This is a genomic window from Pseudomonas caspiana, from assembly GCF_002158995.1.
GTDB classification, from domain to species: domain Bacteria; phylum Pseudomonadota; class Gammaproteobacteria; order Pseudomonadales; family Pseudomonadaceae; genus Aquipseudomonas; species Aquipseudomonas caspiana.
Map to the genome: position 1 here is coordinate 62,319 of NZ_LOHF01000026.1, position 24,193 is coordinate 86,511.

20 protein-coding genes are annotated in these 24,193 nt (G+C 57.1%); 12 read left to right on the forward strand and 8 right to left on the reverse strand.

The window, feature by feature from the left end:
• Nucleotides 1-732 precede the first annotated feature (732 nt).
• Entirely contained in the window at nucleotides 733-1,920 is a 1,188-nt protein-coding gene (locus AUC60_RS23465) for an MFS transporter (RefSeq protein WP_087273354.1), read from the forward strand.
• Nucleotides 1,921-2,019: 99 nt separating this feature from the next.
• Here AUC60_RS23465 and AUC60_RS23470 read toward each other — a convergent pair whose 3' ends face one another.
• Nucleotides 2,020-2,805, reverse strand: coding sequence for a 2-keto-4-pentenoate hydratase (locus tag AUC60_RS23470; RefSeq protein WP_087273356.1), 786 nt, complete (start codon nucleotides 2,803-2,805; stop codon nucleotides 2,020-2,022).
• 443 nt (nucleotides 2,806-3,248) lie between these two features.
• Between AUC60_RS23470 and AUC60_RS23475 the strand changes: the two genes are divergently transcribed.
• Genes AUC60_RS23475 through AUC60_RS23485 form a run of 3 tightly spaced genes read left to right on the forward strand, consistent with a single transcriptional unit; the run spans nucleotide 3,249 to nucleotide 8,398 of the window.
• The gene (locus AUC60_RS23475; protein WP_087273358.1) at nucleotides 3,249-5,525 is read left to right on the forward strand and encodes an ATP-binding protein; all 2,277 of its coding nucleotides are present in this window, start codon (nucleotides 3,249-3,251) and stop codon (nucleotides 5,523-5,525) included.
• Complete coding sequence (locus AUC60_RS23480; protein ID WP_087273360.1) at nucleotides 5,525-5,986, forward strand: response regulator; 462 nt, start codon at nucleotides 5,525-5,527, stop codon at nucleotides 5,984-5,986. The genes AUC60_RS23475 and AUC60_RS23480 overlap by 1 nt, the downstream gene beginning before the upstream one ends.
• Nucleotides 5,987-6,016: 30 nt before the next feature.
• Nucleotides 6,017-8,398: a hybrid sensor histidine kinase/response regulator gene (locus AUC60_RS23485; RefSeq protein WP_087273362.1), complete on the forward strand. Its 2,382-nt coding sequence runs from the start codon at nucleotides 6,017-6,019 to the stop codon at nucleotides 8,396-8,398.
• A gap of 22 nt (nucleotides 8,399-8,420) precedes the next feature.
• On the opposite strand, the gene AUC60_RS23490 is transcribed toward AUC60_RS23485, so the two are convergent.
• A complete protein-coding gene (locus tag AUC60_RS23490; protein WP_238599630.1) occupies nucleotides 8,421-8,726 on the reverse strand; it encodes a hypothetical protein in 306 nt (101 codons plus the stop codon).
• A 579-nt stretch (nucleotides 8,727-9,305) separates the two neighbouring features.
• On the opposite strand from AUC60_RS23490, the gene AUC60_RS23495 reads away from it, so the two are divergent.
• Nucleotides 9,306-9,548, forward strand: coding sequence for a hypothetical protein (locus AUC60_RS23495; RefSeq protein ID WP_087273364.1), 243 nt, complete (start codon nucleotides 9,306-9,308; stop codon nucleotides 9,546-9,548).
• Entirely contained in the window at nucleotides 9,545-12,289 is a 2,745-nt protein-coding gene (locus AUC60_RS23500; RefSeq protein ID WP_193441881.1) for a beta-glucosidase, read from the forward strand. The genes AUC60_RS23495 and AUC60_RS23500 overlap by 4 nt, the downstream gene beginning before the upstream one ends.
• Before the next feature lie 16 nt (nucleotides 12,290-12,305).
• On the opposite strand, the gene AUC60_RS23505 is transcribed toward AUC60_RS23500, so the two are convergent.
• From AUC60_RS23505 to AUC60_RS23515, 3 genes are all read right to left on the reverse strand, one after another.
• On the reverse strand, nucleotides 12,306-12,956 hold the full coding sequence (locus AUC60_RS23505) for a TetR/AcrR family transcriptional regulator (RefSeq protein ID WP_087273366.1): 651 nt from the start codon (nucleotides 12,954-12,956) through the stop codon (nucleotides 12,306-12,308).
• A 22-nt stretch (nucleotides 12,957-12,978) separates the two neighbouring features.
• The gene (locus AUC60_RS23510) at nucleotides 12,979-14,340 is read right to left on the reverse strand and encodes an MATE family efflux transporter (protein ID WP_087273368.1); all 1,362 of its coding nucleotides are present in this window, start codon (nucleotides 14,338-14,340) and stop codon (nucleotides 12,979-12,981) included.
• 145 nt (nucleotides 14,341-14,485) lie between these two features.
• Nucleotides 14,486-15,643 (reverse strand): MFS transporter, encoded by a 1,158-nt coding sequence (locus tag AUC60_RS23515; RefSeq protein WP_087273370.1) that lies wholly within the window; start codon nucleotides 15,641-15,643, stop codon nucleotides 14,486-14,488.
• A gap of 587 nt (nucleotides 15,644-16,230) precedes the next feature.
• Here AUC60_RS23515 and AUC60_RS23520 point away from each other — a divergent pair.
• Entirely contained in the window at nucleotides 16,231-17,121 is an 891-nt protein-coding gene (locus AUC60_RS23520; RefSeq protein ID WP_087273372.1) for a DMT family transporter, read from the forward strand.
• On the opposite strand, the gene AUC60_RS23525 is transcribed toward AUC60_RS23520, so the two are convergent.
• From AUC60_RS23525 to AUC60_RS23535, 3 genes are read right to left on the reverse strand one after another with little or no spacing between them, the layout of a single operon-like run.
• Entirely contained in the window at nucleotides 17,122-18,372 is a 1,251-nt protein-coding gene (locus tag AUC60_RS23525; RefSeq protein WP_087273374.1) for an acyl-CoA thioesterase/BAAT N-terminal domain-containing protein, read from the reverse strand.
• Nucleotides 18,373-18,400: 28 nt separating this feature from the next.
• A complete protein-coding gene (locus tag AUC60_RS23530; RefSeq protein ID WP_087273376.1) occupies nucleotides 18,401-19,249 on the reverse strand; it encodes a transporter substrate-binding domain-containing protein in 849 nt (282 codons plus the stop codon).
• 14 nt (nucleotides 19,250-19,263) lie between these two features.
• On the reverse strand, nucleotides 19,264-20,007 hold the full coding sequence (locus tag AUC60_RS23535) for an alpha/beta fold hydrolase (protein WP_087273414.1): 744 nt from the start codon (nucleotides 20,005-20,007) through the stop codon (nucleotides 19,264-19,266).
• A gap of 351 nt (nucleotides 20,008-20,358) precedes the next feature.
• Here AUC60_RS23535 and AUC60_RS23540 point away from each other — a divergent pair, with 351 nt between their 5' ends.
• The 5 genes from AUC60_RS23540 (at nucleotide 20,359) to AUC60_RS23560 (ending at nucleotide 24,191) form a co-directional block, all read left to right on the forward strand.
• Nucleotides 20,359-21,297: a fatty acid desaturase gene (locus tag AUC60_RS23540; RefSeq protein WP_087273378.1), complete on the forward strand. Its 939-nt coding sequence runs from the start codon at nucleotides 20,359-20,361 to the stop codon at nucleotides 21,295-21,297.
• Nucleotides 21,298-21,477: 180 nt separating this feature from the next.
• Entirely contained in the window at nucleotides 21,478-22,101 is a 624-nt protein-coding gene (locus AUC60_RS23545; protein ID WP_087273380.1) for a helix-turn-helix transcriptional regulator, read from the forward strand.
• A gap of 46 nt (nucleotides 22,102-22,147) precedes the next feature.
• Complete coding sequence (locus AUC60_RS23550) at nucleotides 22,148-22,537, forward strand: RidA family protein (protein ID WP_087273382.1); 390 nt, start codon at nucleotides 22,148-22,150, stop codon at nucleotides 22,535-22,537.
• A gap of 30 nt (nucleotides 22,538-22,567) precedes the next feature.
• The gene (locus AUC60_RS23555; RefSeq protein WP_087273383.1) at nucleotides 22,568-23,536 is read left to right on the forward strand and encodes a threo-3-hydroxy-L-aspartate ammonia-lyase; all 969 of its coding nucleotides are present in this window, start codon (nucleotides 22,568-22,570) and stop codon (nucleotides 23,534-23,536) included.
• 364 nt (nucleotides 23,537-23,900) lie between these two features.
• Nucleotides 23,901-24,191: a hypothetical protein gene (locus tag AUC60_RS23560; protein ID WP_087273385.1), complete on the forward strand. Its 291-nt coding sequence runs from the start codon at nucleotides 23,901-23,903 to the stop codon at nucleotides 24,189-24,191.
• Nucleotides 24,192-24,193 lie beyond the last annotated feature (2 nt).

Sequence of the window (24,193 nt, forward strand, 5' to 3'; positions counted from 1 at the left end):
ACACGGCAAGTATCAGGCATCTGGAGGCAACGAACGTCGCATTGGAACCGCTCCCGCGATGGAAATCCGTGCCAGGGGGCGCAGCCACTAAAGTCAGGTTGTTAGCATTATTCATAATGGCTGTTAAATTCCTTGAAGCGCTTCAATGACTGCAGACCGACACTGCTGGACAAGTTTTCCGGTTTGAGATGCGTGACATGTTCCACCAGGCGTTAGCCTGCCTCTGGACAGAGCCTTAGTGCCTTTCAGTTTTGAAATGTTCAGTACGGTGCATCGCGCTCAACATGCACATCAGTTGACCTAAGCCACCTGCCGCCAGGCAGCCTGGTGCACATCAAAGATAGGTCAGGCACACAGCCCGTCCCCTGGCCCGGTGCCTGTAGCACCGCCAATCACTGTCCCAATGCCTGAGCGAACAAAGATACCAGCAGAGGCTACAGCTCGGCCGCTGGCCAAGGCACCAGAAAGATTGATGAACTCGTTAGTCAAATCGTGCAGCCCGCTGACCCGCTTCAAGCACGGTCGGTTCTGTAACTGCGCATTAGTACCTGTAACCGAATAGAGTTACCAATATCACTATGCCAAGCCTCAGGGCTGCAGATCGCGCTTTATTCGACTCAAGACCGGCATAAACGCTGAACTCTCGCACCCAAGGGCGTTCTAGACCCTTCCGCTGACGGTTAGTTAACATCGGCAAGCATTTTTCGTGACCTTTTGAGATTTTGACGACGCATGTCTATTCAGCAAACACCAGGGCATGTACTGCCCGCTCGCTCGGCAGCCAAAATGGAAGCCGCGATGGCTGTGGGCGCTTTCGCTATTGGTACTGGCGAATTCGCGATTATGGGGCTGATGCCAGACATCGCCAGCAACTTGAAATTGAGCGAACCTCAGGTGGGCCATGCCATCAGTGCTTACGCGCTGGGTGTGATGGTGGGAGCGCCGCTGCTGGCTATCCTGGGAGCCAAGTTGCTACGCAAGCATCTGCTTTTATTGCTCATGGCACTGTATGCCATGGGCAATCTGGCAACTGCATTTACGCCGACGTTCAGCAGCCTGATTACCTTTCGATTCATCAGCGGTCTGCCTCATGGCGCTTATTTTGGCATTGCAGCAGTGGTGGCTTCGAGCATGGTGCCCACCCATAAACGCGCAGGCGCCGTCGCGCGGGTGATGATGGGCCTGACCCTGGCAATGCTGCTGGGCAACCCGATCGCCACGTTCCTCGGCCAGTTTTTTGGCTGGCGATCCGCATTCGCGCTGGTCGGGGCGATCGCGCTCTGCACCATCGCGCTGGTTTGGCGCTTCGTGCCTGATCGCCGTGATGAACCGCGCAGTGATCCGCGTAAAGAGTTGCGCGCCTTCGCCAAACCGCAGGTCTGGATGGCGCTCGCAATTGGTGCCATCGGTTTTGCTGGCATGTTCTGCGTGTTCAGTTACCTGGCACCGACGATGCTCGAAGTCACCCGCGTAACACCTCAATGGATTCCATTCGGTCTAGCGGCTTTCGGCGTGGGCGGCATCATTGGCAACATCGTCGGGGGCAAACTGTTCGACCGCATGCAGTTTCGTGCCGTGGGCCTGTTGCTGGTCTGGTCGATGGCAGTGTTGCTGTTCTTTCCATTGGCAGCGGGTTCAGTGTGGGGAGTCATGCTCGGCATCTGCCTGGTAGGGACGATGGTGGCATTGGCTGCGCCGCTACAGATTCGCTTGATGGACATTGCTCACGAAGCGCCAAGCCTTGCAGCAGCGTCCAACCACGCCGCATTCAATCTGGCGAATGCGCTAGGCCCCTGGTTTGGCGGGATGGCGATCACCGCAGAGCTGGGATGGACAAGCACCGGCTATATCGGCGCAGCCACTGCGCTGGTTGGTCTGGGTGTTTACCTGCTTGCGCGGCGCATGAAGGGTGGTGACTGAGCGGGCGCCACCACAATCTGCCGATCAGGATCACTGATCGCGTCCGGCCGACCGTAGAAGCGGTCGGCGGACGTCTCTGCGGATAGCCCTGCGAAAAGCTCAGAGTGAAAACTTCAGCTCTTTGCCGAAATAGCTCACCGACAGTTCATGGCCCGCACCGACAATATCGAAAGGCTGACACATAGCGCCGGTGGAAATGATCTCTCCTGCCCGCAGCGTGATTTCGTATTCAGCGGCATGCTGATAGAGCGCAGCCAGCGAGTTCAACGGATTGGTCGCCGTCTCGTCAAACAGGCCCTTCGCCTTGGGCACGCCATCCAGATGCACGATTACCGTCTCAGCCAACTCGCGCAGGACGTTTTCATCCAGCCCCGAGCAGGCTGACTCGCCAATCACCAGTGCCTCGAAGCCGACATTGTCAGCCACAAAACTGGGCCAGCCGACGGTCTTGCGGTCGGTGAATCGTGAACGCACCACTTCGAAGGTCACGCAGGTAGCACGAATATCCTGAGGCTCGATTTTGCGCCCTGCAAGGGGCGGTAAATCACGATCCAGAACAAACGCAATTTCACACTCGATAGTCACTTGAGTGGGCGCCGGCATATGCAGATGTGCGCCGCTGCGATGACAGCGGGCCTGCTCAAGTTGCCCTACCAGCGGGCGCGACAAATTAGCACCGCGCATTGCCGCCGGGCTGCCGACTCCGAGCTTCCACCCTGCCCTTACGCCGCCTGACGCCTTGAACAATTCATTTTGCGCCGTATAGCCCTGCTCAAGGGTCTGGGGCTTGATCGCTTCAGACAATGCTGGAAGTAACTCGCCGCTGCGCCAGGTTTCCAGTAGCGTCGATGCGACAGCGGCTGAGTCGAAACGAGTATTTTGCATAGTTGATTCCTGCTTGATCGTGGGGCCCATTAATTGCTGCCAAGATGCTCCTGCCACCACGCTATTTATGGGGTTGACACGAGACAGGCAATAATCGCCCGCTGCGCCTGAAGAACCAGCTTGCGCTAACAACAGCATATCCGCGAAGGCAAGAGGTGCGCTTCGCGATCCCCTTGATTCGCCGGTTCAAAATGCTGCAGCGCCCTCCATAAAGCAAATCCAGCCACCTGATCCGTCCCATTCATGCAAGTGACGACGCGAATCAGAAATTTTGGCCTAAAAATCCTCCCCAATCGTCCGACAACACTTCAACTGCCGCAGTGTGGCCATTAATAATTTGATACTGTGTCATCGGATTTTTGGGGGCGAATGCAGTTCGGCGTTCTTCAGCTCATCACCTGAGTCTGTGCCTACTGTCTCCAAAGCCTTCAAAGGGGGAAGTTTTGACCGCTATCGACAATCACGCATCTCTGCAGGCGGCCATCGATAATTGTGCTCGTGAGCCTATTCGTACGCCGGGCAGCATTCAGCCACAAGGGTTTCTGATCGTTATTGATGAGCCCGCGATGACGATCGTTCAGATCAGCGAGAATATTGCTCAGTGGCTGAATCTCGATACTGCCGAATTGCTGGGTTGTGATCTCGATTCCCTCGTCAAAGGGGGCTCAGCTCTGGTCGATCAGTTAGGTGAGCTGGACGAAGATGAAGCGCAGCCGTACCACGTGGGCGACGTAACCTTCCTCAAAGGTGACCGTACCGGTCAGCCCGTGGCGATGATGTTGCATCGCAACGAAGACGTGCTGATTGCCGAGTTCGAACCAGCCGGGGACACCGTGACTGCGCACGGCAGGTTGTATCCACTGGTCCGTTCGTTCATCAGTCAGATGCGTGAAGAAGAAAGCGTCGACGAGCTGTGTGATCGCTCAGTCCGTTTTATCAAGCGCATTACCGGCTTCGGACGCGTGAACTCCTACCGTTTCGACGAGGACGGTAACGGCGTGGTCAATGCTGAACTGGCTGACGCAGGCATTCCCGGCTATCTGGGCCTGTGTTTCCCGGCGTCGGATATTCCGCCTCAGGCACGCGAGCTGTATTGTCTGAACCGGATTCGGATCATTGCCGACTCCAATTACACCCCGTCAGTGATCATTCCTGATATCAACCCGAAAACCCAGCGTCCACTCGACCTGAGTTACGCGACGTTGCGTAGCGTTTCGCCTGTGCATTTGCAGTACATGCGTAACATGGGCACCGGCGCCTCCATGTCCATCTCGATCGTGGTGGATGGTCGGCTGTGGGGATTGATTTCCTGCCATAACCTCACACCGCATCCGATCAGTTTTCAGACTCGCTCGGCTTGCGAACTGCTTGGCCGGGTTTTGTCGTTGCAGGTGGAAACCAAAGAAGCCCATCTGCGCAACCATCGCATGCTGAGTCTGCGCAAAGACATCGTTCAAATGCTGGCAGCGATGGCCGACCATGACAGCGTATTCAAGGGGCTGAAATCCCTGCCAGACACATTTATCAAATTCGTTGGTGGCTGCGGAGCGGCCGTGGTCTCGGATGAGGAGTGCGACCTTTTCGGCCAGACGCCTCCGGAGCGTGAGGTCCGTGCACTTGCAGAGTGGCTGGCAGAACGTGGTGGTCCCAATGTCTTTCAGACCAACAACGTCAGCACCGACATCGCGCAGATACCTGGGCTCGCCCGGGCAGTGAGCGGCGTATTGGCCGTGTCCATTTCCGAGCTGCATTCAAATTACCTGATCTGGTTCAAACCCGAGCAGGCACGAGTTGTTCATTGGGCAGGCAAACCGGAAAAAGCCATCGACAAAAGCGGTTCACTGACGCCTCGCCTTAGCTTCGAACTCTGGAAGCAGAAGGTCGAGGGTTATTCCACGCGCTGGGAAGAAGCCGAGCTGGAAGGAGTGGCGGAACTGCGCCTTGCCGTGCTCGGTATCGTGTTGCGCAAAGCCGAAGAAATGGCACAGCTGGCTACAGAACTCAAACGTAGCAATAAAGAGCTGGAAGCTTTCTCCTACAGCGTTTCCCACGACCTGCGGGCGCCCCTTCGGCACATCGCAGGCTACGCGGAACTTCTCAAAGATATGGAAGAGGTCAACCTCTCCCACCGTGGCCAGCGTTTCCTCGACACCATCGGCGAGTCAGCCAAGTTTGCCGGTACTTTGGTGGACAATCTGCTGAGTTTCTCGCAAATGGGACGCTCCGCCATGCGCCAGTCAGAGGTCAATCTGACCGCCATGGTCGAATCGATCCAGAGGGAAATGCAGCCCGATTATGAAGGCCGGACAATCGAATGGGTGGTGGGCGAACTGCCGATCATCATTGCCGATCCGGCTTTTTTACATTTGGCGATGCGTAACCTGCTCGCCAATGCAATCAAATACACCCGCAATGAACCCATTGCAGTCATTGAAATAACTGCGGTTCAGGAACCTCAGGGTGTTGTCGTCAGCGTTCGTGACAACGGCGTGGGCTTCGATATGCAATACGCCGACAAGCTGTTTGGAGTCTTCCAGCGCCTGCACCGGATGGAAGAGTTCGAGGGTACCGGTATTGGCCTGGCCAATGTCCGGCGGATCATCGAACGCCATGGCGGCACCGTGCAAGCTCAAGGCGTACTGGATGAAGGGGCGACGTTCTCCTTCACCCTGCCCTACAAAACCCCTGAACCCAGTCGTCTGAGTACGAAGGAAAAATAATGCTCAAACCCATATTGCTGGTTGAAGACAACCCCAACGATCTGGAACTGACCCTGGTCGCGCTCGAGCGCAGCCAGTTGGCCAACGAAGTGATTGTGCTGCGCGACGGCGCGGAAGCTCTTGATTACCTGTTTCGCCGAAACGCCTACGCAGAGCGCGCTGGCGGCAATCCAGCGGTCCTGCTACTGGATCTGAAATTGCCCAAGGTCGACGGGTTGCAGGTATTGGACGCCATTCGCCAGTCCGAAGATTTGCGCAGCATCCCGGTGGTCATGCTGACTTCCTCCCGTGAGGAGCTTGACCTGTCACGCGCCTATCACCTGGGTGTCAACGCTTACGTGGTCAAGCCTGTCGAGTTCAAGGAGTTCGTCAGTGCCATTTCTGATCTCGGTATTTTCTGGGCTGTGCTGAACGAACCGCCACCAGGTTCGGTCAGAGCTCAACGTCGCCCCAGCTCCTGATTCCTATTTGATTAAGCGCAGTCAGACTTAATGCCACTCAACGAATTGAAACTCCTGCTAATCGAAGACAGTCCGCAAGATGCGGAGTTGACCCTTTTGTCTTTGGAAGCCAGTGGAATCAAAGTTGACTCGACCCTGGTGCACAACCACCAGGGCGCTTCCCAAGCGCTCAGCCAGCAGGTGTTTGACGTCGTACTGTGTGACTTCCTGCTGCCGGGCTCCTCCGGCGCAGACGTTCTAAAAATCGCTCAGCAGTTAGCGCCCGAAACACCCTTCATCTTTCTCTCAGGCATTTTTGGCGAGCAACAGGCCGTTGAAATGATGCGCCTGGGCGCGGTTGATTACGTCCTCAAGCAAAACTTCAAGATGCTGCCCAAGGCCGTCAGGCGTGCGGTTTCGGAAGTCCGTGAGCGAACTCAGCGACGCGCTGCGGAAACCGCGCTGCAAGACGTTGAGGTCCGGGCCCAGCTCGCCATCGAAGCGGCCATGATGGGAGTCTGGGAAATCCAGCCCGCCACGGGCCGAATCCTCTGGGACGAACGTTGCAACGCCCTGTATGAAATTCTGCCGAACACCGCCATCGATCTGGCTTTTCTGCTGGACCGCTGCCATCCGGATGATCGTGCGCTTCTGGAGTCGAAGATTAATGCGGCTATCACCCGTGAATCTGACTACCAGGTTGAATACCGCGCACTGATCTCCAACGGACGATCGCGCTGGCTGTTCTCCAGCGGGCGCTCGGTGTTCCAGAACGGCCAGTGTGTACGCATCACCGGTGTGCTCCAGGACATCACTGAGCGCAAGCAGGCGACTCGCGAGCTGGTTGAATTAAACGAGGCGCTGGGTGCTCGTGTTGAACAGCGCACGCGGGAACGTGATCGCACCTGGGAATTGTCCAGAGAACTGCTGGCCGTGTTGCAACTGGACATGACGCCGATCTCTTTCAACCCCGCCTGGGAAGCCACGCTGGGCTGGTCCAATGAGCAAATCAGCCAGATGCGCCTGTGGGAGTTGATCCACCCGGATGACTTCGACACGACGGTCCACGAAATGGAAAGCATTGCTCAGGGCTATATTTCGACCCGTTTCGTCAACCGGATGAAGCACAAGTCCGGTGATTATCGCTGGCTGTCCTGGACCATCGTGCCCGAGGGCGGGCTGATGTATGCGGCCGTTCGTGACATCACTGAAGAGCGTGCTGTTATCGATGAACTGGCGGCAGCCAACAAAAGCCTGCGGGCACAGATCAGCGAGCGGGAGCGGATCGAAGCCGATCTGCAACAAATGCAGCGCCTCGAAGTGGTCGGTCAGTTGACGGCCGGTGTGGCTCACGACTTCAACAACCTGCTCACCGTAATCCTGACCAGTACCACCTTTGCGATCCGGGACATCGAGCGCGGCACGCTGGACAAAACCGTTCAGCGTCTGCAAAACGTGAAAGACGCGGGTGAGCGCGGGGCGAAACTGACCGCTCAATTGCTGTCGTTCTCCCGACGTCAACGGCTGCAACCTACCGCGATCAATCTCAACGACACCATTCGCGGCATGGGCACCCTCCTCGGTCGTGCTCTGGGCGGCAGCATCTGGATCGAGACCGATCTGGCCAGTGATCTGTGGTACGCCATGGGCGATCCGACCCAGACCGAAATGATCATCCTGAACCTTGCGATCAATGCACGCGACGCGATGGCCATGGGTGGCTCGCTGTGCTTCTCGACGTTCAACGCACAAATCACCGAGCCTGCGGTACGCCCCGAGGATCCGGAGCCCGGCAAATACGTGGTTCTGGCGATTCGTGACTCAGGCAGCGGTATGAGTCCCGAGACCTTGCTCCGCGCATTCGAGCCGTTCTACACCACAAAAGACGTCGGCAAAGGTTCAGGCCTTGGCCTGGCTCAAGTGTTCGGCTTTGCCAAGCAATCAGGTGGCGGCGTGATGATTGAAAGCGAACTGGGTGTTGGCACCAAAGTCATGGTCTATCTACCCAGCGTCGACAAACCTGAAAACCTGCCAGCTGAAAAGAACCTGCATCAGGCCCCTGCGCAGGTGAATGGCTCGCACACCATTCTGCTGGTCGACGATGACCCGGAGGTTCGGGCGGTGACCGTACAGATGCTGGAGTCCATGGAATACAAGGTTAAACAGGCAAAGGACGGCGCGATGGCGCTGACCATGGTGGACGAGAGCGTCGATCTGGTGCTGACCGACTTCGCAATGCCCGGCATGACCGGAGGTGAGCTCGCTACCCTGATTCACAAGAAGCATCCGAGCCTGCCGGTGCTGTTTGTCACCGGTTACGCCGACACGGACGTACTGGGTCTGAATGGCTCGGCGGTGGTGCAAAAGCCGTTTAACGAGATAGAGCTGAGAAACAAACTGCACGACGTCTTGAGCAACGCAGACCGCCGCTGACGCTCCTTCTGCCAACCCTTCCTCAGGCCAGTGAGGCTGCGCCAATCTCAGTCAGCCCACTGATGATGTGCTGGGTGTACGGAAACGCCGGATCCTCATCCAGCACCCGCTCCGACACTAACAGCCCCTCCTTCACTAAAACGTCCACAGCGACTACACAATCGGCGATAGCCGGGATGCGCGCATAGGCGCGAATCAGCCGGGTGTAAATCTGCCCGAACGTTAACTTTGTGGCTCCCTCGCCATTGAGCACACGAACGGCGCCCAGGACAGCGAGGTCAACCGCATATCTGGGGTCAATGGACAGCGGTTTGGAGGGGTTTTCCAAGTGTGACGGCATAAGCGAAGCAACTAAGAATAGGTCGAGAAAAGACAATCCTGCGCTATAACGTAAAAACAATAACGCACTAATAATTACACGCGCACTGAACCGCGAAATAAAAAGGTATCAACACTGTATTTGGCAGTTATTCAATTTAGCCGCAGGCGCGACATAGCCTGTTTATTGCAAAGATATTTAAACAGGTAAGAGCCGTATAAAAACTACCAACTATCAGCAATACGCAGAGCTTATCAGAAGCATAAACCTAACTGCAATTAGGTTTATCAAAAAGCAATATAACACTTCAATTCCAACCTATTACCAGCATAAAAACCCAATTTAAATCTAATAAATAGCATAAATCACCAATTTTACTGCTTTAAATCACTAGAACCCTTCAAAAAGACTCAAAAAAACCTCTACCAGGGCAATATGCCATCATTTAATTAAACACTGCAGCCAAATATCCTCTCAACCTGTGAACTTTTAGTCCTGACGCTTGACTTAACATCCGGCTGATCGCCGCAACCGCTTTCACTTATAGTTTCTAAACCATTAATCGAGATTTAATCGATGACCAGACCCATGCTGTCTGTTTTCAGCGCAGTGCTGCTCTGCGCCCACAGTTTGTCCGCGCTCGCGGCTGACTCTGCTTCTGCGACCAATACTGCAACTTCCACAGAACAAGTTCGCGTACAGGTCGAGGCAAAGCGCGACCAACTGACCGGGGTTGCCAACGTCAGTACCTCCGCATCAAAGGGCCCTTCTACCGTGCTCGATGCACCGGTGGTCACTGATGACGCTCCCGCACAGGCGCAACGTCCATGAACCCACCTGACCACTCGACTATCGCCTCTGCCAAAAGGACACTTGCCGTGTCAGCGTTCAAACACACTCTGGGCCTGAGCCTGCTGACCTTCAGCATCCTGCAAGCCAACCTCGCTCTTGCAGCGGTTACACCAGCCACCGGTAACGACGTTGAAGCCCGTGTCAGTTCGATCCTTGACAACATGAGCCAATCCGAGAAGATCAACTTCACCCGGGTCAACGACGGACACATGATTCCGCCGCTGCTCAAGTGGGGTATCAAAGGCACCACGGCGTATGACTCGTCCATGGGCGTGCACGTCAACAACGCCACCTTCGGTGCGCAGTACCCTTCGCAGTCTGCCCTCGCCGCGACCTGGAGCATCAACCGCGCCAAAGAGTTCGGCCTGGCCATCGCCTACGAAACCCGCATCTCGGGCGGTCAGCAAATGCTGTCGCCGGGCGTCAACCTGTACCGCACGCCGTACAACGGTCGTTCAGCCGAATACATGAGCGGTGAAGATCCATTCTTGGGTGCCGTGCTGGCTCCAGCGGTGGTCAACGCCATTCAGGCGCAAGGCATCCAGGCCAGCGGCAAGCACTACCTGGCCAACGAACAGGAAGCCAATCGTCAGGCGGTGAACGTCATTGCTGACGAACGCACCCTGCGCGAGCTATATCTGCCAGGCTTCGAGTCGATGGTGAAAAACTCCAACGTCGCCTCGATCATGTGCGGCTTCAACAAAATCAACGGTGACTACGCCTGCGAAAACCATCACCTGATTACTGAAGTGCTCAAAGGTGAATGGGGTTATCAAGGCACCGTGATCAGTGACTTCAACGCCATTCACGATGCGTTCAAGGGTGCCTGGGCAGGTACCGACATCGACATGCCATCGGGTCTGCAATTCACCGAAGCCAACCTGCTGCCGTATCTCTGGAGCGGCCAACTGACCCAGAACGTCATCGATGACAAGGTCAAACGCAACCTGCGCGCCATCGTCAGCTACGACTTCCAGGAAAACCTCAACACCGCGAAGACTCTGGACCACCCGGAGTACGGCGCACGCGCAGCATTGAACACCGCTCGTGAGTCCATCGTGTTGTTGCGCAACGAAAAAACCACCGAAGGCAAGCCGCTGCTGCCACTGGCCAAAACCGCCAAAATCGCAGTGATCGGTGACTGGGCACACGAAGCACCGGCATCGCCATTCGGTACCGCCAACTCGCCGCCCAACAGCTACGTCACCGAACTGAGCGGTTTGCAGCAACTGGCGTCGAGCAGCTCGAATGTCACTTATCTGTCCGAGCTGAGCCTGAACCCGAAATCCGCAGCCTGGTACCAGCCTGCCACGGGTAGCAACGGTGTGAACAACTCTGGCGTGAAAGCCGAGTACTTCTCCAACACCAGTTTTTCGGGCAGCCCGAGCGTGACCCGTGTCGAACCGGGCGTGAACCTCAACTGGACCACCGGCACCAACGAAACCAATGCGGGCACCACCGCCGTATCCGGTTTCAGCCCTTCAGCGGGTGCGTTCTCGGCTCGCTTTACGGCGAACATCAAGCCGACGGTTTCCGGCGCCCACGTGTTCAAGGTGCGTGCAGACGGTCCTTACAAACTGTGGGTCAATGATGAGCTGGTGTTGCAGAGCGACGGCGTGCCGTACTCTTCCGACGTCGTGAACGCCATGACCACCTCCGGCAAAACCGCAGCGCTGGTGGCAGGCAAGTCGTACTCCGTGAAGCTTGAATACCAGCGCGTGCAGGGCAACTTCATCCCGGCACTGGGTGGTGTTACCGGCGTGCAGATGAGCTGGGCATCCCTGCGTCCGCCGAAAGATCTGTCGAAATACGACGCGGTAGTCGTCGCCACCGGCTCCAACTACGAGCACGAAGGCGAAGGTTCCGACCACGGTTTCGAACTGCCCGACCAACAGGCTGAACTGATCAGTTTTGTGGCCCGCGCCAACCCCAACACCATCGTGGTCATGCACGGCGGCGGTGTTGCAGACATGCAGCCTTGGGCGAACAAAGTCGGCGCCACCCTGCAAGCCTGGTTCCCGGGTCAGCAAGGCGGTCAGGCACTGGCCGAGATCCTGTATGGCAAGGTCAACCCTTCGGGCAAACTGCCGATCAGCATCGACAAGAAAATCGAAGATAACCCGAGCTATGCGTCCTATCCGGACCCGGCGGCTTACCGTGGCGACAATGCGCTGACCGAAATGACCTACAGCGAAGGCTTGTACATGGGCTATCGCGGTTATGACAAGAAACACGCAAAACCGCTCTACCCGTTCGGCTACGGTCTGTCGTACACCACGTTTGGTTATAGCGATCTGAAATTGTCGACCAATGTCCTGAGCCCTGGCGCGACCATCGACGTGAAGTTCACCCTGACCAACACTGGCGACAAGGCTGGTTTCGAAGTGGCACAACTGTACGTGCAACCGGTGAAACCTGCGGTTGACCGTCCGGAGAAAGAACTCAAAGGCTTCACCAAGGTGTACCTGCAACCGGGCGAAAGCAAGACTGTCAGCATTCCGATCGATTCGCGCTCCCTGGCGTACTACGTCGACAAGACCGCAAGCTGGGATGTGGACGCTGGCAAGTTCAAGATCCTCGTGGGTTCCGACTCAGAGAATCTGACCCTCAACCGCACCTTGACCACGCTGTTCCCGGAACACCTGACCACCCGAGACAGCAACCCGCTGCCATTGCCACTGCGCAAGGCCGTGCAGGTTAACGCCGCACAGACCTACTAAGCGTCACTATTCAGGCTCAAGGATGAGCCTGAATATCCTTCCCCAAACGCTTCAAATAGATGTCGAACACCGCCATTACGTCCACTTCTTCAGGGCTTCTCAGCCACTGAATCTGCAAGCCATCCATGACCGAAAAAATCTCCTGGGCCATGGCCTTGATGTCGATATCCGCGCGAATTTCCCCAGCCTCTATCAACGCCGTCAAGTGACCGCGAGCGTGATCGTGGGTGAGATGAAACCGTTCCTTGTGCCAGGAACACGCCGGGTGTGCGTGCGACAGGCTCTCGGTGTTCATCACCATTGATGCCTGACATTCGGCAGCGTCCTCGATACTGAAACCCATGCTCAACCTCAAGAATTTGAGGAAGCCAGTCAGTGTCAATTCGGTCGTGAGATCGCGAAACCGTGAGGTCACCCGTTGATCGCGGCGCTCCAGCAGAGCAGCGAGCAACGCTTCTTTGTTCGGGAAGTGATGCAGCAAGCCTACAGTGGTAATGCCGGCAAGCGCTGCGACGTCGCGCATCGACGCGCTGGAGTAACCATCCCTGGCGAAAATAACCGTGGCGGCGTCCAGCAAGGCCGTTCTGCGCATCTCGCCCTTCGGGGCCCGTCGGCGCTTTGGCGCAAGCTCTTCGCCTGATTCATTCCCTGATTCGTCAACTGACATAAAAATCCGATAACAGCTTCATTCAAATTGACCCGGCACTCGCTGGCTGGGCTCTACGTGTAAAAAACCGCTTGGCAGTGATAGACGCGACACAGGTCGATATCAATGCAATCACCGCGTTGCCGGTAAACATACCGGGCATCGCCCCGCTGCTACCAAACAAGTGCGTGGCGCCGTACACGAACGGTACAGTACCGGCCGTTGAGCGAAGCCAGGCGAACACCGCAATCAGCCATGGCCGCTGCATCGTAACGAACACAGCGATCGAGACGAAATCCAGACCGATGAGTACCCATAAACCACCACCCACCTGGCAGAACGCGAGAAACAGCGCTCGACCTTCACCCTCTAACCCGTAGAAGTCAGCAATGCTCCCGCACGCCAGCAGCAAGACGCCCCAGACAAACAGGCCGTAAACCACGACCAGCTTGCGCGTAAAGACGATGGCCGAGCGGGTCCGCTGATTCAGATGGGCACCGATATTCTGCCCCAGCACCGGCGCCAAGGCACTCGGCAGTGCAAAAAAAGCACAGTAGGAAAACTGCAGGACCCGGTCTAGAACTGCCATCGCCGCCAAAGCCGATGTGCCGAAAGTGGCCACGGTCGAGACAAGATACGCCAACCCCACCGGCGTCGCCAAATTGCCGACCATGGCAGGCAAGGCAACCTTGAACGTTCGCCTGACATGCATGCGCAGCAGTTTAAGCTTGATGGACAGCGTCAGCCCGACATGGCGACGCACCCAGTAAAATCCCAGGCAGGCAGACGTCAGTGCAGACAACGCGTAGGAAAGACCTGCGCCTTCCAGCCCCAGATCCAGGACGAAGATCAGCAACGGATCAGCGATCGCCAGCGTGGCGGCGCCCGACAGCACCACCCACAACGCCCGACGGCTATCCCCGGCCGTGCGCAGAATCTGCGCCGACATCTGCATCGCACACTGCAGCACGCTGAACGGCAAGGTCAGCCAGATAAACACCCGCGCCGCTTCATAAGTCGCAGCATCAGCACCAAGCAGGCGAGTAACAGGAACAATCAATGCCAACTGCAATACGGCTGACAGACCACAAACGCACACCACCATCAGCATCAGGCTGGTGGTGAAACGCGAGACTGCCTTGGTTGCACGATGACCGATACGTTCGGACAGCACCGTCGCTGCCGCGATGATCAAACCGTTAGCCAACGCGCTGTTGAGAAAGATCAGCACCTTGGCGATGCCGACCGCGGCGAGCAGCAAGGGCTGGTGCAGCATGGAGACATAGACCAGCGTCAGAATGTCCACCAGAAACACAGCGAGCAGGCTCAGGGCACTGGTGCTGGTCATCACCAGGATATGGCGCGTTATGAGCCCTTCAGTAAACTTCGCGCGGGCTACCGCCATCACATTCCCCAAACAGACAATGCTTCGCCAGCAACAGTGGCGAAGCTCATTGAGGCGGCGATTCTAGCGGTGCGCCGGTTCGGTTGCTATCGCCACTTCGGGATATCTACCGAGGGCCGACCAAGGGTGTGGAGACCTTTGCGATTTACTCTGGCAGTGGCTCTGAAACCGGCCGCCCCATCAGCAGAACGGCAAGAAGAATGGAAAGTCCGACAAAACACGCCGCCGCGTAGCCAAGGCTCTGCAGCCCGAACGAATCAATCATTCGCCCGCCCACGATAGCGCCCAGACCGATCCCAAGATTGGCGCCCGAGATGTTCAGTGATGCGCCAAAAGCCGTCGCGCCCTCAGCGGCTTTCATGACCCGCACATGGCTGACCAGAAACAGCGCCGCCTGGGTTATCCCCCAGGTCGCCAACGCCATCGCCAGGAAAACCGGCGAGTGAATGCTCGGTATCAAAGCGACCATGCCCGCGACCATGAATGCACAGAACACTATCGAGGCCATCAGCGGGTGCTTGTCCACTGCGCGCCCGCCTAATGAGTTGCCGATCAGGCCCACTGCGCCAAACGCCATCAAGCACCAGCCCACTACGGTGCCATTGAAACCTGCCAGCCGTTCAAGGATGTCGGCCAGATAGGTGTAAGCCGTGAACATCCCGGAGAACACCAGCACCGACAACAACACATGTCCTTGTAATACCGGGCTGCGCAGGATGCGCATCTGTTGGCGAAGCGATGCGTCCTGCCGTGTGACCTGTATGTTTGGCAGATACACAAACAACAGCAGCGCTTTGGCCAACGCCAGCACTGCGAGCATGCCGAACGCCATACGCCAGCCCACGGCGTCCGCGACCAGCGTGCCCACCGGGATACCAAACACCGTGGCGCAGACGATCCCGAACGTGATCTTTGCCATGGCCCGGCCCGCGTGCTCAGGGCCAACCAGATCGACCGCCGTCTCGCTGGCCAACGCCCAGAACACCGGCAACCCGAGTGCAGGTATCAATCGAGCGATGCTCATCACGTAAATGTTGGGGCTCAGCGCCGCAAGGGTGTTAGCCAGCGCAAACAGCACCATAACCGTCACGAACAGCTTCTTGCGTTCAAAACGAGCGAAATACGCCGTCAGGAATGGACCGAAGCAGGCCACCGTGAAAGCAAACAACGTCACCAGCAACCCTGCTTGCGGGATGCTCACTTCAAGGTCCCGGGCGATGCCGGGGAGCAGGCCGACAATGACAAATTCGGTTGTCAGCACAGTAAAGCCTGCCGCCGACAACAGCAAAATGGGTAACAGCATTTGAACTCCGATAGCGGCGCGCCAGACGGGTGAACACCGGCCTGGTTTTTTTAAAAGGGTATGGTCAAGCTGATATGACTTGGCGCTGATCGCTCGTTGACCGGGCAATCAAAGCAGGAAGGAATTGTTATAGGCAAAACAGCGGCCGACATTATGTCGATGCACCTCGATGAGGTCTACTGCAAAACACGCGGCGTGTATCCATCGCTGCATGCCCGCCTGAAGCTTCAGCGCCCTGTCATTGTATTGCCGCCTGGACCCGCACCGTTTGCCCGATCAGCGCTGTTCGTTGCACGATCCTGCGAAGCTGGACTGAAAAGTAAATCGCGGTTCCTGTTGAAGCGAGGCTTGCCCGCGAAGAGGATAACGCGGCGTAACTGACCTACTCATCGACTGATTCGCGGGCAAGCCACGCTCCAACAGAGATCACGATCTGCCAGAGGATTCAAAGAGCACCTTCGTCACCTGCTCAACATAAATACAGCCACAGCAAAAAGTGTACTGCCCACTCTGTCGCTCTCTGTAGCGCAGGGACAATGCGCCGCTATGGCTAAATACCGGCCCACATCCTTTGACGATGAGCCGTTATGACTTCGCGCGTTAACACCGGCATGGCCCTGGGCCTGCTCGGCGTTATAATTTTCAGCCTGACCCTGCCCATGACCCGCATTGTGGTCGAGGAAATTCACCCTTTGCTTAACGGTCTGGGCCGCGCGCTTGTCGCGGCCATTCCCGCAGCAGCGCTGTTGCTCTGGCGACGCGAGCGCTGGCCAACCCGGCAACAATTCAAAGGCCTGTGTTTCGTGATACTCGGGGTGATCGTCGGCTTCCCGGTCTTGTCTTCGTGGGCGATGCAAACGTTGCCCTCTTCCCACGGCGCATTGGTCAACGGCCTGCAACCGCTGATCGTGGCCATGTACGCAGCCTGGCTGCACCATGAGCGACCTTCCAAAGCATTCTGGGCGTGTGCCGCACTGGGCAGTGTACTGGTGCTGACTTACGCAATGATTCAAGGCGCGGGCAGTGTCAGCAGTGGTGATCTGCTGATGCTGGCCGCCATCGCACTGGGTGGGCTGGGTTATGCCGAAGGTGGACGCCTGGCCAAGGAAATGGGCGGCTGGCAGGTCATCTGCTGGGCTTTGGTGCTGGCTTTTCCCTTGTTGCTGGGGCCTGTCATGTACCTTGCTTCGCAGCATCAAGGCACCATCAGCGCGCCAACGTTATGGGCGTTCGGCTATGTCACCCTTTTCTCGCAGTTCATCGGCTTCTTCGCTTGGTATGCAGGCCTGGCACTGGGCGGTATCGCCCGGGTCGGGCAGGTTCAACTGCTGCAGATTTTCTTCACTATCGCTTTCTCCGCACTGTGGTTCGGTGAGCACATCGACCCGTTGACCTGGGTATTTGCTGCCGGAGTCGTAGGCACTGTGGTGCTAGGGCGCCGGACCACGGTCAAGGCGCCACAGCCGATCAAGATCTGATCACGACGCGTTTACAGCCCGGGCGTTGACCGCCTCGTCGAGAAACGCCTTTACCGCCTGCCATGATTGCTCGTTGGCTTCGGCGTTGGCCGCAGGGGTTCCGTCAACGCTGTAAGTAGCGGGTATGTGCGGCAGCAGAATCGTATGACCCGCGTGTTCGAAATCCAGGTGTTGCACGGGCCACGGATGGCCTGCCTGTTGAAGCCGCGAATACGCCATTCTCGAGAACAGCGCTGAAGGCCACGCAGCGTCGTCGCCTGCCGACAGCAATAAAACCGGCCCGCGGATTTTCTCGACGGCAATGGCAACCCGCTGTACAGCGTCCTGGTCCAGCAGCGCAGTGCTGATCGATTCCGCGTTACGCCTGCCGGCATCTTTGGCCGCCCAGGAAGCGGTCTTATTGTCGTTCCAGAGATGCACCAATGGCTGCCCCTGATAAAGCCATGCAGGTCCGTCACGCCCTACCGCCGGATCGGCCGCCGCTTGCCCGCCATGCACCAAAGCGCTGGGTACGTAACCGATAACCGCCGACACTGCCTCTGGAAACATACTGCCCAGCAGCAACACCAACTCACCGCCCCGAGACTGACCGCTCAGCGCGACAAAATCATGGGCAGGCTGCACCTCCCGACGAACCCAGTCCAAGCCTGCAACGAAGTACTCCAACGGTGTATTGGAAATGTAAGGCGACAAGCCCGGTGCTTTAAAATAGCCCAGCGCTAACGCTGCATAGCCCCGTGAGGCATAAAGCGCGGCCCGAGGTTCATTGATCCCGCCACCGGAACCGTTGAGGACAATAACCGCAGGATGCGGCCCGGCGCTTGCTGGCGTAAACAGTGTGCCTACCAGACCGTCCTCACGCACGTCCCGGCGAGTGACACCTTGGGCGGCGAGGCGCTGAACCAACGCTACAGCCTGGTCGCTGCCTTCAACGGAAATCTGAGTCACCAACGGCTGCAGCACGTCATCCGGAAACACGTCGACAGCGCCCTCCACTTCCGGCCGCTGACTCCAGAGCAGGCCCAACGCAGAAACACCTTGGTAGCTGCCAGACACAGGGGCATCTCGCTGCAAATCCACACGACCGGAGGCATCGGCAATGTATGTCGCAGCGCTGCCCCAATACCGGCCGTTGCCGCGCAAGGTACGGGTGGAGAGCACGACCTTTTGTGCAGGCGCCAGACCTTCGACGGTGATAAGTCTCGGCTCGTCCAGCAATCCCTCTAAGGGTTTGACTGATAGTTTCGTCATTACTTTCCTCGTTCCCCTGTAAACCGCTTCAAGGCGTCACGGGCGTACTCAACCGTGGATCATCACGATACCGCTCATGCAGTTCGACGATCATCGGCGACGCCGCCATCTGGTACTTGCGCCCTTCTTCAAGCAGCCAGCCGCTGCCATGCCAGTCGCGCACTATACGGTCCAGAACCTGTTGCGTCTGCGGCTGCTCCTTGCGTAACCAGATGACCGAGTCTGCGGGCACCAGGTCTTCACCAATGGGAATCTCGAAACCGGCCCATTCGGGTTGGCGCATCAGCTCGTGCATGATCGGACTGTTGAGCACCACGCCGTCACAGCTTTGGCCACGCAACGCCAGCAGCACCTCCGACTGCGCCCGGAACGCCTTGAGCTGGACGCCATAATCGCGGGTCAGCGGCTGCTGAAAGCTGGCCCCCTGAGAAATACAGATGGTCTTGCCACGCAAATCTTCCCACCGCTTGAAACCGGAGTTCTTCGGCGCAACCAGCGCCCCACCCAACTGCTCGTAAGGGGTCGGCACATAGTCCAGTTGCTGCGCACGCTCCGGAGTGACGGTCATGTTAGCGATGAGCAGATCAACCTTGCCCTGCTGAAGGAATACCGCACGGTTGGCCGCAACCACTGGCACCACTTCAGTCTTGACCCCCAGCTTCTTGCCGATGTCTTCGGCCAGCTCCACCGCAAAGCCAATCGGGCGCTGAGTGCCGGTGGCGTAGGTGCCAAACGGTAAACCACTGAGGTTGACCCCGATCCGCACCACACCACGCTCCTGAATGGTCGACCAGGTTTGATCGGCGAGTGCAGTTTGGGTCATTGCCACAACCAGGCCGATGGCCAGGCCGGTACGTTTAAGGTTTGTATAAGTCATGCGGCTGGCTCTGTTCATTGTGCTGATTGGAAAAACTGTTCAAGGGTTGCCGCGTAGCGCAGTTGACCAGCACTGGTTTGCCAATCGTCAAACGCCTGGGCATTGGGTGCCAGCGCCAGAATTTCCTCGCTGATCAATCGCGGGTGACGCGCGTCATCACCCGGCAAAACCAGCAAAGGGGTCGTGCAGGTCCTGACAAAATCCCGCCCCACGCTGTAGACGAAGTCGCTGGCAAACAGGTTGTGCTCCACCGCCAGCAACACGTCAGGTGCCGGGAACACGTTGCGCATATGGAGTGTGTCAGCCCAGGTCTGAAATGACGCCCGCCGCAACTCTATATTCTGCGCAGTCTTGCCAATCGGCTGCTGCAGTACTGCGGACAGAAAACGTTGCGGCGCCAGGCTAATCATCTTCAGCGCAAACGACGGTCCGATACAGGCGCCCAGTACGTGGCATTGCTCAACGCCCAGGGCATCCAGCAATTGCAGATTGTCGTGAGCGTATTCATCCCAGCTGTCATGCGCGGTAATGGGCGTGTGAGACCCACCCGTGTTGCGCTGGTCAACCGTGATCACTTTGAAGCGCGGTGAAAAGGCTTGCACAGGGTCAACCAACCCTCGCGGCCGGCCGTCTTCGCGATGAGTCCACAACTCACTTCTGGAAAGCAGTCCACCTGGGGCTAGCGCTAATAATGCGGGGCCTTCGCCGGTCACCTGGTAATGCAGATGGGTGCCGTTGGGTAAATCAATTGTCGCCATGCTGATGACCTGACTCTGAACATGCAGCACTCAATGTGAACAAACTGCCTGAGGAAGCCCAATTCACAGATCACATAACTTTATAACCGGCAAAGTTATAGATACCTGCACTCGCAGCATAAGCACGGAAATCGCCGCTGTCCGGGCAGGCCGCTGTTCACCACGCCTTGAATGTCAATGAAACGTTATGTTTTCCCAATCGATCATGATGAGAAATCGGACTGCCACATCACCTTTCTAATTACTTGACGCTATATAAATGGACCGATATGTGATTATTCAGACATAAACAGAGTTGCTAATGTGCGGCCACTGAACCCTTGGTCTCCACCTGCCTTTTTGGCTGCACACATGCCCAACTATTTGGATACCGCGCATCGCCAGCGCATCGCTCAATTGCGCTCAACCTGGACTGCCCGCACTGACTGGCCGACCTGGCTGTTGCTGATCGGTACCTGCGCGGCCTGGTTCGCCTTGATTCATTACTCGCAGCATCTAGGCCGGGGGTTGACCCTTATGTTGTTGGTGCCGGTGATTACTTTCTGGATGTCGGTGCAACACGAATTGCTGCATGGTCATCCCACTCGCTGGTTGTGGATGAATAAGCTGCTGGGCTATGCACCTTTGGCAATCTGGTACCCCTACACCCTGTATCGCGACAGCCATCTGCTGCATCACCGCGATGAAGAGCTGACCCTCCCGCAGCGTGATCCTGAGAGCCGCTACTTCAGTGGTCAGCACTGGCAAGGCAACGGCAGAGGTGCGCGCGCGCTGCACTGGCTGAACAAAACCCTGTGCGGGCGATTGCTGGTGGGCCCACTGATTGCGCTGGTCGGCCTGGCGACGGAGGAATTGCACAGGTTAGGTCGTGGGGAGCTACAGGCCTGGATGATGTGGCTGACGCACACCGCGTGTGTGGTCGGGCTGCTTTTATTCGTCCAGACACAGGGCGGTATCGGCGTATTCGACTATTTGCTGGCCAGCGTTCTGGCGTTGGCATTGTCCATGGTGCGATCGTTCTATGAGCACCGTCCTGCGCAATCGCCGGAGCATCGTTCGGTGATCAATGAAGCCGGCTGGCCATGGCGCTGGCTGTTCCTGAATCTGAATTTGCATTTGATTCATCACGATCTCCCCGGCCTGCCCTGGTATTACCTGCCCCGGGTATACAAGGAACGCCGCGAAGACTGGCTGCAGCGAAGTGGCCAGTTTCTGGTAGCGGGTTACGGTGAGTTGTTCCGTCAGCATGGCTTGCGGCCGATTGATAGCCCGCAGCATCCGTGGCACTGAGGTGATTCGTAGTTCCCGCAGATGCCCTGTAGGCTGCCGAAGACTGCGAATGGCGATGTCGCAACGAAACGGCTTTCGCTGCCTTCGTCAGCTCCTGCAATGAGCGATAACGTAGGCCATCTTTACTAAACGTCAATTTATGGATACTTTGTCTTAACCTTTCATCAAGACACTATCTCCATGTCCGACGTTTCTGCAGAAACCCGCAACCTTCTCGAACAACTCAAACAGGTCGCTCAAGGCCTCGGGGAGACCTTCGGACCGTTTTGCGAAGTGGTCGTGCATGACTTGCAGACTCCGGATCACGCGATCTACGCGATTCATAACAACCTGTCGGGGCGCAAGGTCGGCGACCCGGCTACCGAGTTGGGGCTGGCGCGAATTGCAGATCCGTCCTATCCACAAGTCATCGCCAATTACGCCAACCGTTTTCCGGATGGACGTCAGGCCAAAAGCACCTCCATCGGTATTCGTAATGTCGAAGGGCAATACGTCGCAGCGCTGTGCATGAACGTCGATCTGACCCTGTTTCAAGGTGTGCAAACGGCTATGGCCCAGTTCACCCGGGTCGATTGCGTCGTGGATGAGTCGCTGGAAGTGGACAGCGCGCAGAGCATTCGCAAACGGATCGATGAGTTTGCAGGCCGATCGGCGAGCACGCCGCGCTCACTCAAGGCAGATGAACGCCGCGCCCTGCTTCGAGAGCTGAAAGCGTCGGGCGCTCTGGAAGTGCGTAAGTCCATGGACGTCGTCGCGCAGCACTTGGGCGTATCCCGGGCTGCCGCTTACAGCTACCTGAAATAACCGCTGCGCTGTCTTTATCCTCATCGCCTTGATCGAGAGAAGCTCCATGCCCCAGTCAATCCTATGCAAGAACAGCAACGCCATCACTCCACCCGCCGGACACTACTCTCACCTGTCCATCGCCAATGGCTTCGTGATGATCAGCGGGCAATTACCGATCACTGCCGACGGGGCACATCTGGCGAATGCCTCGTTTGAAGATCAGACACGGCAAGTGTTGCTCAATCTGGACAGCTGTCTGGAGGCCGCAGGCATCAGCAGAAAACAGTTGGTGCAGGTTCGGGTGTACGTCACGAACATTGATCAGTGGCCGCTGTTCAATCGCCTCTACGGCGAATGGCTGGGTGAGCACCGTCCCGCCAGAGCCGTTGCAGGCGTTGCACAACTGCATTACGGCTGCGCTGTAGAAGTCGAAGCCATGGCCGTTGCGGCCTGACATTTTCATTTCGAGAAGGTGATAACCCACGTGAACACATTAACGCTCCCCACCTATCAAGATGTTGAAGACGCCGCCTTACGCCTGGTTGGCCAGGCCAATCGCACGCCGGTCCTGACGTCGCGCACCGCAGACAGCCTGTTTGACGCGCAGGTTTTTTTTAAATGCGAAAACCTGCAGCGGGTAGGCGCCTTCAAGTTTCGCGGTGCTTTCAATGCCCTGGCCAAATTTGACGAGCAACAACGCAAGCGTGGAGTGGTGGCGTTTTCCTCTGGCAATCATGCTCAGGGCGTCGCCCTCGCCGCCCGGCTGCTGGGCATTCCGGCCACCATCGTCATGCCTCACGACGCGCCGCTTACGAAGATTGCAGCGACCCGTGAATACGGCGCAAACGTGGTGCTTTACAACCGCCAGACCGAAGATCGCGAAGCCATCGGCCGCGAACATTCCGAGCGTCTGGGCATGACCCTGATTCCACCTTACGATCATCCCGATGTGATTGCCGGACAGGGTACGGCGGCCAAGGAGCTGTTCGAAGAAGTAGGCCCGCTGGATACGTTGCTGGTTTGCCTCGGTGGCGGCGGACTGCTTGCAGGCTCCGCACTGTCTACCCGCGCACTGTCACCGACCTGCAAGCTGTATGGCGTGGAACCGGAAGCCGGGAACGACGGGCAACGTTCGTTCCGCTCGGGAGAAATCGTCCGGATCGCCGTTCCAGATACCATCGCTGATGGCGCACAAACGCAGTATCTGGGCAACCACACCTTTCCGATCATTCGCCGTGACGTGGACGACATCCTCACGGTCTCCGATACGCAACTCATCGAGGCCATGCGTTTCTACGCCGAGCGAATGAAAATGGTCGTCGAACCCACTGGCTGCCTGAGCTTTGCCGCCGCACTGCAGATCAAAGACCAGCTCAAAGGACAGAAAGTCGGAGTCCTGATCAGTGGCGGCAACGTCGATCTGCAACGCTATGCGGCGTTATTGGCGAAGTAGATCTGGATTGATGCCGGACAACTGGGTTGCTTTCCGAAACCCTGCATGCTGCGCGACAAAATGCCACAGCAGTAATTCAACTAGTTGTCTGACAACCGCCGAACGGTCATAGATGGAGAAAACCAATTGTTCTAAAATGTTGCAATACCGGCAAGCGTACGCGGAATCGAACGTCAACGACATCATCAGTCGTCAACATCGAAGCCCGACGACTTGACCAGATTTATAAAAAGAAAAGCCCGTCATAGACGGGCTTTTTTCGTTTTCGGCATTTGTAGCCGAGCGCGCCATGAGCGCAAACGACGATTTCGGGCCAGCCCAACGGGCGCCCTACTGCACACTTTTAAAACTTGAGGCTACTACCATGCTGCGACTCGTCATGATCTACCTGCTCCAATGGTTCAAACGTCTGGCTTCCAATGCGGTATCCCGCAACGGCAACAATGACACCTACACCGAGAACTTCTCGTCCCGTGAAGAGAATGACGGCGGCCGCTGGACATTCGTGACCATTTTCATCGTGTTCACCCTGAGCATCTACTCCTTGGCGGGCCTGGGCTACTACGCCAAGGTGCATGTCTGGGACGGTTTCACCGAAGCAGAAAAAAACAACATCGCCCAGGCCATGGTCGTTGCCAGCCAGAACCTGAACTAAAC

Excerpts from the sequence above, each read along its gene's own strand:
- AUC60_RS23465 (WP_087273354.1), top strand. The coding sequence starts at position 733 with ATGTCTATTCAGCAAACACCAGGGCATGTACTGCCCGCTCGCTCGGCA.
- AUC60_RS23470 (WP_087273356.1), bottom strand. The coding sequence starts at position 2,805 with ATGCAAAATACTCGTTTCGACTCAGCCGCTGTCGCATCGACGCTACTG.
- AUC60_RS23480 (WP_087273360.1), top strand. The coding sequence starts at position 5,525 with ATGCTCAAACCCATATTGCTGGTTGAAGACAACCCCAACGATCTGGAA.
- AUC60_RS23485 (WP_087273362.1), top strand. The coding sequence starts at position 6,017 with ATGCCACTCAACGAATTGAAACTCCTGCTAATCGAAGACAGTCCGCAA.
- AUC60_RS23495 (WP_087273364.1), top strand. The coding sequence starts at position 9,306 with ATGCTGTCTGTTTTCAGCGCAGTGCTGCTCTGCGCCCACAGTTTGTCC.
- AUC60_RS23500 (WP_193441881.1), top strand. The coding sequence starts at position 9,545 with ATGAACCCACCTGACCACTCGACTATCGCCTCTGCCAAAAGGACACTT.
- AUC60_RS23505 (WP_087273366.1), bottom strand. The coding sequence starts at position 12,956 with ATGTCAGTTGACGAATCAGGGAATGAATCAGGCGAAGAGCTTGCGCCA.
- AUC60_RS23510 (WP_087273368.1), bottom strand. The coding sequence starts at position 14,340 with ATGGCGGTAGCCCGCGCGAAGTTTACTGAAGGGCTCATAACGCGCCAT.
- AUC60_RS23515 (WP_087273370.1), bottom strand. The coding sequence starts at position 15,643 with ATGCTGTTACCCATTTTGCTGTTGTCGGCGGCAGGCTTTACTGTGCTG.
- AUC60_RS23520 (WP_087273372.1), top strand. The coding sequence starts at position 16,231 with ATGACTTCGCGCGTTAACACCGGCATGGCCCTGGGCCTGCTCGGCGTT.
- AUC60_RS23525 (WP_087273374.1), bottom strand. The coding sequence starts at position 18,372 with ATGACGAAACTATCAGTCAAACCCTTAGAGGGATTGCTGGACGAGCCG.
- AUC60_RS23530 (WP_087273376.1), bottom strand. The coding sequence starts at position 19,249 with ATGACTTATACAAACCTTAAACGTACCGGCCTGGCCATCGGCCTGGTT.
- AUC60_RS23535 (WP_087273414.1), bottom strand. The coding sequence starts at position 20,007 with ATGGCGACAATTGATTTACCCAACGGCACCCATCTGCATTACCAGGTG.
- AUC60_RS23540 (WP_087273378.1), top strand. The coding sequence starts at position 20,359 with ATGCCCAACTATTTGGATACCGCGCATCGCCAGCGCATCGCTCAATTG.
- AUC60_RS23545 (WP_087273380.1), top strand. The coding sequence starts at position 21,478 with ATGTCCGACGTTTCTGCAGAAACCCGCAACCTTCTCGAACAACTCAAA.
- AUC60_RS23550 (WP_087273382.1), top strand. The coding sequence starts at position 22,148 with ATGCCCCAGTCAATCCTATGCAAGAACAGCAACGCCATCACTCCACCC.
- AUC60_RS23560 (WP_087273385.1), top strand. The coding sequence starts at position 23,901 with ATGCTGCGACTCGTCATGATCTACCTGCTCCAATGGTTCAAACGTCTG.